The following is a 13,761-nucleotide window of genomic DNA, read 5'->3' as shown; positions in this document are numbered from 1 at the left end:
TGATGACCTGATGCACGCGATCCGGCCGACCGATCACGAGCCCGCCGTCCAGGCTTTGATGCTGGCGAGCCGGGCCTTTGTCGGCCTGACCGTGCGGGCGCTCGACGCGGTCGAGGCCGAGGTGACCCTCCCGCAGTTCCGCGCGCTCGTGGTGCTGGCCGTTCGCGGCACCCTGCGCAGCGCCGACATCGCCGAGGAACTGCAGGTCAATCCGTCCACCGGCACCCGGATGACCGACCGTCTCGCGGCCAAGGGCCTGGTCGGGCGGGTCCGGTCGACCGACGACCGGCGGGTGGTGCGTTTACGGCTGACCCGGGCCGGGCACGACATCGTCGAGAAGGTGATGGCCCACCGCCGGGCCGAGCTCGAGCGGATCGTCGCCGAGACGGCCGGCGTCTGGCAGCCCGCGGTGACCGAGGCGCTCACGGCGTTCGCCGCCGCGGCCGGCGAGATGCCCGAGCAGGAGTGGTGGCTGGGCTGGCGGCAGCACGAGAACGATCCGGACTAGCAAGCGCCCCGGCAACTTCGTCCCGCCGCAACCTGGCGGCAAAGGTTGCATGGTGCAATGGTTATGAGATGCGCCCCGACATCAAGGCGGTCGAGAAGATGACCACCCGAACGGCTCCCACCCAGCGCCGGGTGGAGGCTCGCACGCACGGCCCACTCGTCTGGCAGCGGACCGCGACGGTCGGCACCGAGCTCGTCCTGCGCGACGGCACGGCGCCCGGCGTAGTCACCGGCTCCGTCGTCGTGGGCGGCCAGCAGCCGTACACGTCGCGCTGGCATGCCGACCTGGACGGCGCGTGGCGGGTGCGCGCGCTGACCATCACCACCGAGGGCAGCGGCTGGCGGCGAAACCTGGCCCTGTCCCGCGCCGGGCACGGGCCCTGGACCTGCGGCGCCGAGGAGTCCGGCGGGATCGACGCGCCCGCGGCCGGCATCGACGACCCGTCCCGGCTGGACGGCGGCGCGGTTCTGCTGCTCGCCGATTCGCCGATCTTCCTGACCTGGGCGATGCGCACGCTGCGGCTCGGTGCCGAGTCGGGCCCAGCGCGGGTGCCGGTGATCCGGGTGCTGATGCCGTGGCTGACCGTGGTCACCGGCGACGCGTCGTTCCACCGGGTCAGCGACACCAAGCTGCGGGTGGCCGGCGACGGTCCGGCGGTCGCCTACGACCTGGACGCCGAGGGCATCGTCACCTACCAGCCCGGCCGCCTGCGGATCGCGCACTGAGCGCGGACGCTCCTACTGGCTCAGGGTGAGGGCCACGCGCCGCAGGAAGTCCGCGTTGCTCGACGTGGTGCGCAACTGATCGAGCAGCTGGCGCATCGCGTCCCGCCGGTCCTGACCGGTCAGCGCGCGCCGCAACTGGGCGACCACGGCCAGCTCGGACCGGCCGACCACGTTCTCGTCGTGCCGGGTGCCGGTGGCGGCGATGTCGATGGCCGGGAAGATGCGCGCCTCGGCGAGCGACCGGTCGAGCTTGAGCTCGGCGTTCCCGGTGCTCTTGAACTCCTCGAAGATCAGCGTGTCCATCGCCGAGCCGTTCTCGACGAGCGCGGTGGCGATGATGGTCAGCGATCCGCCGCCCTCGATGTTGCGGGCCGCGCCGAGGAACCGCTTGGGCGGATGCAGGGCGGAAACATCCAAACCGCCCGACAGCGTACGCCCGCGGCCGGGCGCGACGAGGTTGTAGGCGCGGCCGAGTCGCGTGATCGAGTCGAGCAGGACGACCACGTCCTCGCCCAGCTCCACGCGGCGCTTGGCCTGCTCGATCGCCAGCTCGGCGAGCGCGGTGTGCTCCTGCGGCGGCCGGTCGAAGGTCGCCGCGATCACCTCACCCTTGACCGAGCGCTGCATGTCGGTGACCTCCTCGGGCCGCTCGTCGATCAGCACGACCATGAGGTGGACCTCCGGGTTGTTGCGCTCGATCGCGTTGGCGACCCGCTGCAGCACGGTGGTCTTGCCGGCCATCGGCGGCGCGACGATCAGCGCCCGCTGGCCCTTGCCGACCGGCATGACCAGGTCGATCACCCGGGTCTCGAGCAGTTTCGGGTCGGTCTCCAGGCGCAGCCGCTCCTGCGGGTAGAGCGGGGTCATCTCGTAGAAGTCGGGCCGGTGCCGCTGCGGCGGCCGCCCGTTGACGGCCTCGACCTGCAGGGTGACCGGCTTCCGCGGGTCGCCGTGGGTGCGGGCGAAACCGGTGACCCGGTCGCCGCGGCGCAGCCCGAGCTGGCGGACCTGCTGGCGGCCGACCGGGATGTCGCCGGGGCCCGGCAGATAGCCGTCGGCGCGCAGCCAGGCCCGGTCGTCGACGATGTCGAGGAGCGCGTCGACGGCGACGTCGGCAGCCTCGGTGGTGGGGTTTTTGGGTGTACGGGTAGCAACAGTTGTCATCGAGGGACTCCTCAGAAACCGTGCGTAGCCGAATCGGGCATACGCATGCGGCGTGTGAAATGAGATGTGGCCGGAATCAGATCCTTCGGCCAGGACCAGCGGGGGCTTTCGCCGACATCCGCGGTCCGATGCCGCTAAGATAGCACACCGCTCACCGGCGGCAGCGTTCAACTTCGTGACACGCGGTGTTCCCCGGCGCGTCGCCTCGCCGGTGTGAGATGGGGCCTCGTCGAACTGGGCAGGGAGTCTGAGCCGGGTCGTGCATCACGCCAACCACTACTACGGGCATTCCCACGTCCTGGCCCGGTACTGCGGGCTCGACGACGCCGACCCGCCCCGGCTGCACGGTTACCTCCAGCACGGGTGGAACATCGGCGACGGCCTCGCCCCCGACCACGAGTACGTGCCCGGCGTGCCGAGCTTCCTGTGGTCCGAGCGCACCCGCCGGCGGGCCTGGTCGCTGGGCCGCCGCCGGCTGTACGTGACCGGCGCGCCGTTCGCGTACCTGCTCGCGATGGAACCCATCGATCCTTCGGCGCCGCGTGAGGGCACGATCTGGTACCCCTTCCACGGCTGGGAGGGCCAGCACGTCGAGGGCGACCACGCCGCGCTGACGGCCGAGATCCGGGCGACCGAGACCGGCCCGGTCACGGTCTGCCTGTACTGGCAGGAGTACCGCTCGGCCCGGCTGCGCCGGCAGTACGAGCAGGCCGGCTTCCGGGTCATCTGCCACGGCTACCGCGGTGGCCAGTGGAAGGATCTCGATCCCGCCTTCCTCTACCGGCTGCTCGCCGAGCAGCGCAGACACGCCCGGGTCGCGTCGAACCGGCTGTGCAGCGCGATCTTCTACGGCACGCTCGCCGGCTGCGAGCCCGCCGTCTACGGCGACCCGATGCACCTGCGGAACGAGACGCCGGTGTTCGGCGGCCAGGAGCGCATCCGGCGGGAATGGCCCGGCCTGCACGGCGCCCGGATCGACCCGGCCCTGGCCCGCGCGATCGCGGTCGACGAGCTCGGCGCCGACCGGCTGCTCTCCCCGCCCGAGCTGCGCCGGCTGCTCGGCTGGCCGATGCCCCGCAGCGTCGAGGACGCCGAACTGACCGGAGTGCTGACCCGATGACTCGGCTGATCGGCGGCGAGATGCTGCACTGGTCCGACCTGTCCGGCGCACACGGCCCGGCGCCGCTCGCCGCCGCGCTGGCCGCGCCCCTGCTGCCGGGCGAGCCGGGCCGCACGCTGGTGGCCGGCCCGCACGACCCCGCGCTGCTCCCGGCCGGCGCCACGGTGCTGGTCCGCGGCGTGGCCGACGCCGAGGCCCTCGACGGACCGGGCCGCACCGTGCTGTGCGGGAGCCTGGAGAAGCTCGCCGCCGAGCCGGCCTTCGACACCGTCGTCGCGCTCGACGGGCTCGGCCGGCTCCTCACCCCCGAGGCGCCCGACCTGAGCTGGGAGGAGACGCTCGGGCTGCTGCTCGCCGTGCTCCAGCCCGGTGGGCGGCTGCTGCTCGGCGTGCCGAACGAGTTCGGCCTGGACCGGCTCCTCGCCCTGCCCGCCGAGGCCGCCGACACCGACTGGGTGGCCGCCGACGGCCCGGTCACCCCGGCCGGCCTGCACTCGCGGCTGGCCGCGGCCGGGTGCCCGGTGGTTCGCGAGTACGCCGCCTACCCGGGCGCCCTGCTCGGCGCGGAGGTGCTGGCCGACCCGGGCCTGCGGGGCTTCCTCGGCGCCACGCTGAGCGCCGCCTGGCCGGCCGGCGAGCGGCTCGCCGACCCCGACCGGCTGGTCACCGGGGCCCTCCGGCACGGCCTCGCCGCGCAGCTCGCGCCCGGCTGGATCCTGCTGGCCGGGGACATTCCCGCCGGGCCGGCCGCCGTGCTGCCGTCGGGCCCGATGCGGCTGGACCGCGGCGGGTGGCTGCGGGGCGACGGCACGCCGGTCCCGGCCGGTCGCACCCTGGCGGATCTGGTGCTGGCGGCCTGCGGCCGGCGCTCCCTTCCGGCCGTCCGCGAGTTGCTGACCGCCTGGCAGGGCGGCCCGGCCGCCGGGGTGCCGGCCGGTCAGGTGGTGGTCGACGCCGCCGGGGCATGCCACGGCCTGGCCGCGCCGTCGACCCCGGTGGCGGCGCTGCGCTCGCTGGCCGCCGAGCTGATCGGCGGTGGATACGCCGGCCTGTGGCCGGGCCCGGCCGACGAGGCCGAGCTGACCGCGCTGCTGGCCGGGATGACCGGCCGGGAGCTCGACCCGCGCACCGTGCCGGCGGCCGGCGAGCCGCGCCCGGACGCCGGGTCGATCCGCGAGCTGCGGGTCGAGCGGGACCGGCTGGTGCGGGACCTGGCCGACGCGCGGGCCAAGCACGAGTTCTACGAGCGGACGATCGCGAGCCGGGACGCGGAGCTCAAACGGGTCCGTCAGATGAACGCCCTGCTGTCCGCGACTGTTCCCGGCCGGGCGGCGAACACACTGGTCGGCGGTCTGAAGGCCGGCCGGCGCGCGGTGCGGGCGGTCGTGCAGCGGACCGGCCGATCTTCGTAGCCGTTCGGAGACTGGCCCGGAACGATCACACCCGGCAGCATTGTCCGGTCACCCGGCCCGAGTCTCGGAGAGTCATGTCCCACCCAGCAACACCGCCGTCCCCGGACGATCCCACCGCGAGCCTCGGAGCCAACCAGGACGGTCACACCAACAGCGTCGATCCTCCGCCGGCCGATCCCACCGCGGCGCCCCCGCCGCTCCCACCGGCGATCCCGGCTTACCAGCCGCCCCCGGCTTACCAGCCGCCCCCGGCCTATCAGCCGCCCCCGGCTTACCAGCCGCCCCCGGCTTACCAGCCGCCCCCGATCTATCAGACGCCGCCGGCCTACCCGCCTCAGTTTCCCGGCTATCCGCCGCCGTACATGCCGTTCGGCATGCCCGCCGCGCGGCCGACCTCCAACTGGTCGGTGGCCTCGCTGGTGCTGGGCATCTTCGGACTGCTGATCGGCTGGTGCGTCCTCGGCATCCCGTGCATCCTCGCGGTCGTCTTCGGCCACCTGGGCCTGAACGAGACCAAGGACGGCGCCAAGGCCGGCCGGGGCATGGGGATCGCCGGCCTGGTCCTGGGCTACGTCGGCCTGGCCCTGGCCGTCCTGTGGTTCCTGGATTCCGTCTTCAGCCAGGCGGCCTTCGAGTTCCTCAACGGCCGGTAGAGCGCTGCGCCCCGGCGAGCACCTCGTCGTAGATGTCCTCCAGGCGGGCGGTCTGCTTCATCAGGTCGAACCGCGCCGTCATCAGGGCGCGGGCCTGCTGCCCCAGACGGTCGCGCAGGCTCTCGTCGCCGAGCAGGCGGGACAGGTTGGCGGCCAGGCCCACCCGGTCGCCCTCGGCCGAGAGCAGCCCGGTCTCGCCGTCCACCACCGCCTCCGGGATGCCGCTGTGCTGGGTGGACACCACCGGGAGGCCCAGCGCCGCCGCCTCCATCACCGTGGTGGGCAGGCCCTCGGTGTCGCCGTCCCTGGCCGTGCGGCTCGGTGCGGCCAGCAGCCGGGACGCCAGCAGCACCCGGCGCACCTCGTCCGGGGGCTGCATGCCGAGGAAGGTGGCGTCGACGCCGAGTTCCCGGGCGTACGCACGCATGCCGGGAAGCAACGGCCCGGCGCCGATGAACACCGCCCTCGGGCGCGCGGGCGCCAGGCCGGCGAGGGCGGCCAGCAGGTCGTCGACGCCCTTCTTCTCGACGAAGCGGCCGATGAAGACCACGTCCCACTGCTTCGCGACCGGGTCGGGGGCCGGCGGGATCCGCACACCGGTGTAGTGCACGCGGACCTTGGCGGGGTCGGCGCCCCAGCCGATCGCCTTCGAGCGGATCACCTCGGAGACGGCCAGGACGAGCGCGGCCCGGCCGAAGACCGTGCGCAGGTTGCGGCGGTAGCGGACGCCGTGCGCGCCGGTGCCGGCCGGCTGTCGGGTCACGTCGTGGCCGTGCACGGTGACGATCAGCGGCAGGCGCAGTCGCTTCGCCTCGCCGCTGACCAGCCAGCCGTCGCCGCCGAAGTGGGCGTGCACGAGAGCGGGGGAGACCTCGTCGAGCAGCCGGCGCAGGCGCGGCGAGCCGCCGGTCAGGCGCAGCCGGAGGAAGGCGTTGCGGTCGGCCGGCGACGGGTACGCGATGAGGTCGCTGTCCCGGGAGACCGCCGAGTCGACCTTGGTGGCCCCGACGTAGACCGGCCGCCAGCGGCCGAGCGCGTCGCCCTGGTTGCGCACGAACGTCTCGGAGCCGCCGAGCATGGCGCTGCGCCAGATGGCGACCCGCGGCTCAGGCATCGACCTTTTCCGAATTCTCCGATTTGTCGGCCTTGGCCGAGCGCCCGACGATCAGGTCGCGTACGCGCGCCCGCACGGCCGGCGGCAACGTCCAGATCTGCAGGAACGTCACGTAGTCGAGCGGACCGGGCCGCCCGTGGGTGCGCGCCTCGGCGAGCAGGGACCGGAACACCTTCCCGCTGCGGGTCGGCGCGGCCATCGAGCTGAGCACACTCATCGTGAACGCAGCATAGGCGCGCGGCGTGAACAGCTCCCGGTTGGCCCGCAACCAGGCCAGCTGCTCCTCCCACGGGTTCTGCAGGCTGATCCGGTCCCGGTCCTCGTCCTGATGCCAGACCACGAGCGGCTCGTCGGCGTAGAGCAGCTCGACATCGGGCTCCCGGACCGCCCGCAGCGCCCAGTCCAGCTCCTGCTGGCGGCGCAGCCCCACGGTGAACGGCACCCGGCGCAGCAGCTCGGTCGGCGCCATGATCGTCGAGGTCTGGATGAAGCCGTCGCCGTAGAACAGGCCACGGCGGACGGTGAAGTACTCGCTGAGCGGCTCGCCGGGGGCCGGCAGCCGGCGCGGCATCACGTTGTCGGCACGCGGCGAGCGGCTGATCATCCGGGTGGCGACCACCGGGGACGCCTTCCCGGCGGTGGCGGCCAGCTCGAGCTGCGTTTCGATCTTGTGGGGCAGCCACTCGTCGTCGTCGTCGAGCAGGGCGGTCCAGCGGCCGGTGGCGGCCAGCGCGCCCTGGTTCCGCGCGTTCGGCGCCTTGCCGCGCTCGGCCAGCACCAGCACGCGCAGCCGCGGGTCGGGAACCCGGGCCAGTGCCGCCTCGGTGGCCGGGTCGGGCCCGTCCACCACGACGATCACCTCGAGCGCCCGGTGGGTCTGCGCGAGAGCACTGTGGACGGCGCGGACGGCCAGGTCCGGGCGGTTGAGCGTCGGGATGACGACGCTGACGTCCGGCGGTGTCGACATGGGTGACCTGCTAACGCGAAAGGGGACAGCGAGCCGGTCGGACGATAGGTGCGGCAGGCGGACGGCGGGTTAACGGCGGGCTGCGGTGGGACGAAGTGGGCGGAATCCTCAGGACCTTGCCAGAGATTTCTCACGAAACTCCCATCCCGGTAACCGATCTCCGGGGCCCCGACGTCCGTAGCTAACGAGGAAGGATGTCGCGCAGAAGGAGATGACCTTGAGACGGACCGCCCGCGCACGACGCCGCCGCAGTCCCCGCTGGGCCCTCTGGTGCATCAGTCTCGGCGCCCTGCTGGCGATAGTCGGCGGCGGTTCGGCGGTGGCCATCCAGGCGACGTTGGGTGCGGCGACCCGGACGGTGGCCCAGCAGGACCTGCTCGGTGCCGGTGCCGCCAAGAAGGTCAAGCACGCGACGATCACCGGGGCGAAGAACATCCTGCTGGTCGGCATCGACGCGCGGAAGAACGCGCTGCCCACCGCGGGCACCCGGTCCGACTCGATCATCCTGCTGCACATCCCGGCCGGCCACGAGTCGGGCTACATGATCTCGTTGCCCCGGGACAGCTACGTGCCGATCCCGGCGTACGACAACGGGGTGCAGAAGTTCGCCGGTGGGAAAAACAAGATCAATTCGGCGTTCTTCTTCGGCAGCCGGGGCCTGACCGGACCGGCCGCGCTGTCCCACGGCTTCGAGCTGCTCACCCTCACGGTCAAGGAGTTGACCGGGATCGCCCCGGACGCCGGCGCGATCATCGACTTCGAGGGCTTCAAGAACGTGGTCAACGTGCTCGGCAAGGTCTGCATGTACGTGGACGAGGACACCACCTCGATCCACGCCGGGATCAACGACAAGACCGGCAAGCCGGCCGCGCCGTACAAGATCAACCCGGACGGCACGCTCAAGGCCAAGATCCGCGGGGTGACCGCGAAGTTCTACGCCAAGGGCAACCACTGCTTCACCCCGGCCGAGGCGCTCGACTTCGTCCGCCAGCGCGACCTGCTCGCGAACAAGGACTTCGACTACGGCCGGCAGCGTCACCAGCAGCAGTTCTTCAAGGCGATCATCAACCAGGCGGTGAAGGACGGACTCTCCTCGCCGACCAAGCTGCCCGGCCTGATCAAGGCGATCGGCTCGACCATGACGGTCGACTCCGGCGGCATCTCGCTGGAGGACTGGGCGTTCGCGATGAAGGGGATCCGGCCGACCGACCTGGTCACGATCAAGACGAACGAGGGGAAGTTCAACCCGAAGTCGGTGCCCGGCATCGGCGAGGTCGAGATCCTCAGCCCGGACAGCCTGCAGCTGCTGGAGGCGGCCAAGGACGACACGGTCGGTCAGTTCGCCGCCGCACACCCGACCTGGGTGTCCGCCACCTGATCTCGATTGTCACCCTCGCGGGGTAGCGCCGTCGCCCTGCGTTGTGGGTACCGTGGTTCAGCACCCCGCCACCCGCCATCGATTGGGGAGAGTTGTGGGCGGGTCACCGCTGCTTGGCCAGGTCGCCCCCGGCGATCATGTGTGCTGGACCGTCGACGACGACGCCACCCGGATCGAGGCGATCGCGGGTTTCGTGCGCGCCGGCCTGAGCGCCCGGCATCGCGTGGTCTACTGCGGCGACGACCCCGAGGCCCTGCTGGACGGGCTGGAACGCCACGGCGTCGACGGCCGCGCCGCCGTCGAGGAGCACCTGCTGCAGGCGATCCCCGCCGAGGCCGTCTACCTGCCCGGTGGCGTCTTCGACCCGGAGGCCACGCTGGAGCTGTGGCGCGGCGAGATCGCCCGCATCCGGGCGGCCGGCTACCCCGGCATCCGGATGGTCGCCGACATGACCTGGGCCAGCCGCCGGGTGCCCGGGGCCGAGCGGCTGCCGTGGTACGAGGCCCAGGTCAACGCGTTCTTCCTGGACGAGTACGTGGCCGCGGTCTGCGCGTACGACCGGCGCCGGTTCGACCCGCTCGCCCTGCGCCGGCTCGGCTGGGCGCACCCGGGCGCGGTCGCCGCCCGCGTCCCGTTCGAGCCGCGGTCCTCGCTTCGGGCCCGGCGCACCCACGACCCGTACGGCCTGCGGCTGGCCGGCGAGGTCGACCGGTCCAACCGGGAGGCGCTGCGGACGATGATCGAGCACCTGTTCGACGACGGGCCGGCGGCGACCGTGGACGTGTCCGGGCTGGCCTTCGCGGACACCGCGGGCTCCCGGATCCTGATCGAGGCGGCCGCCCGCGGGCCGCTGCGGCTGGTCGGGGTCTCGCCGCCGCTGCGCCGGTTGCTCGACTTCCACGGCGCCGGCGGGGTAGCCGGCCTCACGGTGGCGCCGCCTGACTGAGGGGTTCCCGCCGGACCGCCGGATTCCCGCCGGACCGCCGGATTCCCGCCGGACCGCCGGATTCCCGCCGGACCGCCGGATTCCCGCCGGACCGACGGGTTGCCGGTGCCGAGACGCCTCACCCGGCCGCGCGGCCGGCGGATGCGGACGCGGACGCGGTCGGTCACGGGTGTGCTGCTGATTCGCCGGCCCGGCAAGGCCGGTCCTGGGTGGGCTGATTCGGCGGGCGGCACGGTCGGTCCTGGGTGGGCTGATTCGGCGGGCTGCGTTCGGCACCACGCCCGGGCGGTACATGTCGTCCCGCGAGGACGCCGGCGATCAGGGCTGGCGCGGGCGTGCACTTATGTGAGGAGGCCGGCGATCAGGGCCAGCGCCCGGCGTACGCGATCGGCCGGCTCTTCCTCGGCATCGGTGGCCAGGACGGCGCCGACCAGCGCGCCCACGACGGCGCCGGCCGCCGCCCCGGCCAGCGTCGCGTCCATCCGGTCCGGATACGTGCGGCGCAGCCAGCCGGCGATCAGGCGCTGGGCGGCGATCAGGCGCTGCATCCCCTGCGCGCGCAGCTCGGGGCGCTCGAAGAGGACGGCGAGCCGGTCGGGGCCGGCCAGGTCGTCCGAGGCGGCCAGCACCCGCTCGACGATGACCTGCATGTCGGCGGTGCCCTCGCCGAACGCCTCGGCCAGCGCGGCCAGCCGCTCGTCGGCGCCGGCGAACAGCACATCCTCCTTCGCGCGGAAGTAGCCGAAGAACGTCCGCGTGGAGACCCCCGCCGCCGCGGCGATGTCGGCGACCGTGGTCCCGTCGTAGCCCTTCTCGGCGAACAGGCGCTCGGCCGCGCCGACCAGCGCGGCCCGGGTGCGCGCCTTCTTCTCCTCCCGCAGACCCATGGCTTGATCTTACACTCCGATGTAATGTTGCATCGTGATGCAAAAAATGGCTCTGGAGGTCGCGGAGCTCCGGGTGCGATATCCGGGGAGTGCGCGCGACGCGGTGGCCGGCATCGGCTTCGCCGTCCCGGCGGGGGAGGTGTTCGGCCTGCTCGGGCCCAACGGGGCCGGCAAGTCCACCACCCAGCGGGTGCTCACCGGGCAGCATCGCGACTTCGCCGGCTCGGTGTCGGTGCTCGGGGCGCCGGTCTCGTCCTGGGGCCGGCGGCTGTATGAGCGGATCGGGGTCGGGTTCGAGCTGCCGGCGTCCTTCCCGAAGCTCACCGTGCGGGAAAATCTGGCGGCCTTCGCGGCGCTGTACCGGTGTCCGATGCCACCCGCGGAGGCGATCGAGGCGGTCGGGCTGCAGGACGCGGCCGATCGGCGGGCGGCCACGCTGTCCAAGGGCATGAAGATGCGGCTCAACCTGGCGCGGGCCCTGCTGCACCGGCCGGACGTGCTGTTCCTGGACGAGCCGACCTCGGGGCTCGACCCGGCGAACGCGGCGGCGGTACGCGCGGTGATCCGCGCCCAGGCCGACCAGGGGCGGACGGTCTTTCTCACCACCCATGACATGCCGGCGGTCGAGGAGCTGTGCACCAGGGTCGCCTTCATGCGCGCGGGGCGGATCGTCGCGATCGACACGCCCCGGAACCTGCGACTGGCCTACGGCCGCCCGTCGGTGGTGGCCGAGTCGCTTGTGGACGGTGTGCTCCGGCGGACGGAGTTCCCGGCCACCGACGATCCGGGGCTGCTGGCGCTGCTGGCCACCGGGCGGGTGCAGACGGTGCACACCCGGGAGGCCGCCCTCGGCGACGTCTTCATCGCCGTGACGGCGGCAGCGGGATGACCACGCGTCCTTTCGCCGGCGGCGCGGTCCCTCGGCGCGGCGTCGCTCGGCGCGGTTTCGCTCGGCGCGGTGTCGCTCGGCGCGGTGTCGCTCGGCGCGGTGTCGCTCCGCGCGGCGCGGCATTGCCGTGCGGCGGGGCATTGCCGTGCGGCGGGGCACTTCCGTGCGACGTCGCCCTTCTGCGTGGCGTGGCCCGCGTGCGTGACTCGGTGTGGCGGGCGGTCGGGCCGTGATGCGGCGGTGGGGTGGCGTGCTGGCCTGGGAGTGGCGGGTGCAGTGGCGGCAGCGGGTGCCGTTGGCCGTGCTCGGGCTTGCGGTCTGCTGGGCAGGCGTGCTGGCGGCAGCGCCGGCCGGTGTCGCCCGGGTCGCCTCGCCGTACCTGGTGTTCGTGGAGGTGATGACGGTCGGCACGTTGTTCGCGGGCGCGCTCACCGTCACCGATCGCGCCACCGGGGCGGCGGCCGCGCTCGGCGTCAGCCCTGCGAGCCCCGGCGCCCGCCTGGCCGCCCGGCTCGGCCCGCTGGCCGCGGTGACCGCCCTGAGCGCGGTGCCGGTGCTGCTCGCCGGGCGGCGTGCCGCGCAGCTGGGTGTCGGGATGGTCGCGGTTCTCCTGTGCGGCCTGCTGCTCCTCGCGGTCGCCACGGGCCTGGCCGCGCGGCGGGACGAGTTCGTCGGGTTCGTGGTCGCGCTCGCGGGGCCGATGGCGGTGTTGTTCGCCGTGCCGCTCGCGGTGTCGATCGGGCTGCTGACCGGCCCGGTGTGGTTCGTCGCCCCGACCACCGGGGTGCTGGCCCTGCTGCGCGGGGACTCGCCGTACCCCGCCGTGGCGATCCTCGCCTACCTGGCACTGTGGACGGTCGCCGCGCTCCGCTTCGCCGATCGGCGCACGCGGTCCGGCGCTGGCGCGGCGCCCGGCCGGGTCACGACGCATGTCCGGCCGCTGCCCGGCCGGCCCCGGTGGCTGGTCTTTCCCCGCGCCGACCTGCGCAATGTCACCCGCGACTCGATGCTCGCCGGGGTGGCGCTGAGCCCGCTGCTGCTGGCGTCGGCGCTGCGGTTCGGCTACCCGCCGCTGGCCGACTGGCTGCTGCGCACCCGGGGTGTCGACCTCGCGCCCTACTCGACGGCGCTGGCGATCCTGGCGGTGGCCGTTCATCTGCCGGTCTCGTTCGGGATGACCGCCGCGCTGATCGTGCTGGACGACCTCGAGGGCGGCGCGCTCTCGGTGGTGCGGGTGTCGCCGCTGGGCGTGACCCGCTATCTCGCCTACCGCCTGGCGCTGGTGACCACGCTCAGCGCCGCCGGGCTGGCCGTGGCCGCGCCGCTGTCCGGCCTGGTGCCCCGGTCGGCGGCGGGCGCCCTGGCCCTTGCGGCGCTGCTCGGCCCGCTGGTCACCGTCGGCACGCTCGCGGTGGCCCGGACCCGGGTGCAGGGCGCCACCGCCGACAAGGCCCTGGCGTTGCCCATCTACCTGCCGGTCGCCGCATGCCTGCTGACCGGCCCGGCGGTGTGGCTCCTCGCGCCGCTGCCGACGTTCTGGATAGTCCGCGCCTGGCCGGGCGACGATCCGGCCCGCCGGGTGGCCGGTCTCGCCTGCCTGGCCGCCTGGCTGATCCCACTCACCCGGGTCGCGATCCGGCGGCTTCGGTAACCCGGGTCGCGATCTCGGAGCCAGCGGCAGGCGGTCGCGAGGCACCGGGGAACTGGTTACCCACGGTCCAGCGGTAGGCGGTCGCGACGCACCGGGGAACTTGGTTACCCACGGTCCAGCGGCAGACGGTCGCGACGCACCGGGGAACCCGGTTACCCACGGTCCAGCGCGGGGCGCCGGCGGCCGTACGCGTATGCAGCTCATTTCGCCATCGCGCGTCTCGCTTGGCGAAGCGTTTGACCACCGTCTGTTATCGATAACAATTCGGCCTCTGTCCGCCTTGGCGCGGTTGGCGGATCAAGTTTCTTCAACATGTCGCGGACGTTGCAAGAACTGTTGACACGCTG

13 protein-coding genes are annotated in these 13,761 nt (G+C 73.3%); 9 read left to right on the top strand and 4 right to left on the bottom strand.

The genetic code is table 11. The features are described from left to right. The first annotated feature begins 10 nt into the window (after positions 1-10). Both ODJ79_RS28505 and ODJ79_RS28500 read left to right on the top strand, forming a co-directional pair. Positions 11-508 (top strand): MarR family winged helix-turn-helix transcriptional regulator, encoded by a 498-nt coding sequence (locus ODJ79_RS28505; protein WP_263026673.1) that lies wholly within the window; start codon positions 11-13, stop codon positions 506-508. Positions 509-576: 68 nt separating this feature from the next. Further along, positions 577-1,233 carry a putative glycolipid-binding domain-containing protein gene (locus ODJ79_RS28500; RefSeq protein WP_263026672.1) on the top strand — a complete coding sequence of 219 codons (657 nt, stop codon included), beginning with the start codon at positions 577-579 and terminating at the stop codon, positions 1,231-1,233. A gap of 12 nt (positions 1,234-1,245) precedes the next feature. Here ODJ79_RS28500 and rho read toward each other — a convergent pair whose 3' ends face one another. Then, on the bottom strand, positions 1,246-2,397 hold the full coding sequence (rho, locus tag ODJ79_RS28495) for a transcription termination factor Rho (RefSeq protein WP_263026671.1): 1,152 nt from the start codon (positions 2,395-2,397) through the stop codon (positions 1,246-1,248). Between the two features lie 259 nt (positions 2,398-2,656). Here rho and ODJ79_RS28490 point away from each other — a divergent pair, with 259 nt between their 5' ends. The 3 genes from ODJ79_RS28490 (at position 2,657) to ODJ79_RS28480 (ending at position 5,582) form a co-directional block, all read left to right on the top strand. Beyond that, positions 2,657-3,517, top strand: a complete 861-nt coding sequence (locus tag ODJ79_RS28490; RefSeq protein ID WP_263026670.1) for a hypothetical protein — start codon at positions 2,657-2,659, stop codon at positions 3,515-3,517. Then, entirely contained in the window at positions 3,514-4,929 is a 1,416-nt protein-coding gene (locus ODJ79_RS28485; protein WP_263026669.1) for a hypothetical protein, read from the top strand. The genes ODJ79_RS28490 and ODJ79_RS28485 overlap by 4 nt, the downstream gene beginning before the upstream one ends. 74 nt (positions 4,930-5,003) lie before the next feature. Next, a complete protein-coding gene (locus ODJ79_RS28480) occupies positions 5,004-5,582 on the top strand; it encodes a DUF4190 domain-containing protein (RefSeq protein ID WP_263026668.1) in 579 nt (192 codons plus the stop codon). Here the strand turns inward: ODJ79_RS28480 and ODJ79_RS28475 are convergent. Both ODJ79_RS28475 and ODJ79_RS28470 read right to left on the bottom strand, forming a co-directional pair. Then, positions 5,569-6,696 carry a glycosyltransferase gene (locus ODJ79_RS28475; RefSeq protein ID WP_263026667.1) on the bottom strand — a complete coding sequence of 376 codons (1,128 nt, stop codon included), beginning with the start codon at positions 6,694-6,696 and terminating at the stop codon, positions 5,569-5,571. The genes ODJ79_RS28480 and ODJ79_RS28475 overlap by 14 nt on opposite strands. After that, complete coding sequence (locus tag ODJ79_RS28470; RefSeq protein WP_263026666.1) at positions 6,689-7,663, bottom strand: glycosyltransferase family 2 protein; 975 nt, start codon at positions 7,661-7,663, stop codon at positions 6,689-6,691. The genes ODJ79_RS28475 and ODJ79_RS28470 overlap by 8 nt, the downstream gene beginning before the upstream one ends. Positions 7,664-7,880: 217 nt before the next feature. Between ODJ79_RS28470 and ODJ79_RS28465 the strand changes: the two genes are divergently transcribed. Further along, positions 7,881-9,041, top strand: a complete 1,161-nt coding sequence (locus ODJ79_RS28465) for an LCP family protein (RefSeq protein WP_263026665.1) — start codon at positions 7,881-7,883, stop codon at positions 9,039-9,041. 94 nt (positions 9,042-9,135) lie between these two features. Continuing rightward, on the top strand, positions 9,136-9,987 hold the full coding sequence (locus ODJ79_RS28460; RefSeq protein ID WP_263026664.1) for an MEDS domain-containing protein: 852 nt from the start codon (positions 9,136-9,138) through the stop codon (positions 9,985-9,987). A 341-nt stretch (positions 9,988-10,328) separates the two neighbouring features. Here the strand turns inward: ODJ79_RS28460 and ODJ79_RS28455 are convergent, their stop codons facing one another. After that, on the bottom strand, positions 10,329-10,874 hold the full coding sequence (locus ODJ79_RS28455) for a TetR/AcrR family transcriptional regulator (RefSeq protein WP_263026663.1): 546 nt from the start codon (positions 10,872-10,874) through the stop codon (positions 10,329-10,331). 46 nt (positions 10,875-10,920) lie between these two features. Here ODJ79_RS28455 and ODJ79_RS28450 point away from each other — a divergent pair, with 46 nt between their 5' ends. After that, on the top strand, positions 10,921-11,763 hold the full coding sequence (locus ODJ79_RS28450) for an ABC transporter ATP-binding protein (protein WP_263026662.1): 843 nt from the start codon (positions 10,921-10,923) through the stop codon (positions 11,761-11,763). A gap of 232 nt (positions 11,764-11,995) precedes the next feature. Beyond that, positions 11,996-13,414 carry a hypothetical protein gene (locus tag ODJ79_RS28445; RefSeq protein ID WP_263026697.1) on the top strand — a complete coding sequence of 473 codons (1,419 nt, stop codon included), beginning with the start codon at positions 11,996-11,998 and terminating at the stop codon, positions 13,412-13,414. Positions 13,415-13,761 lie beyond the last annotated feature (347 nt).

This window comes from Actinoplanes sp. KI2, from assembly GCF_025630775.1.
In the GTDB taxonomy this organism is placed as follows: Bacteria; Actinomycetota; Actinomycetes; order Mycobacteriales; family Micromonosporaceae; genus Actinoplanes.
Note: the sequence above shows the minus strand (reverse complement) of the source record. Positions and strands in the feature narration are given on the sequence as shown.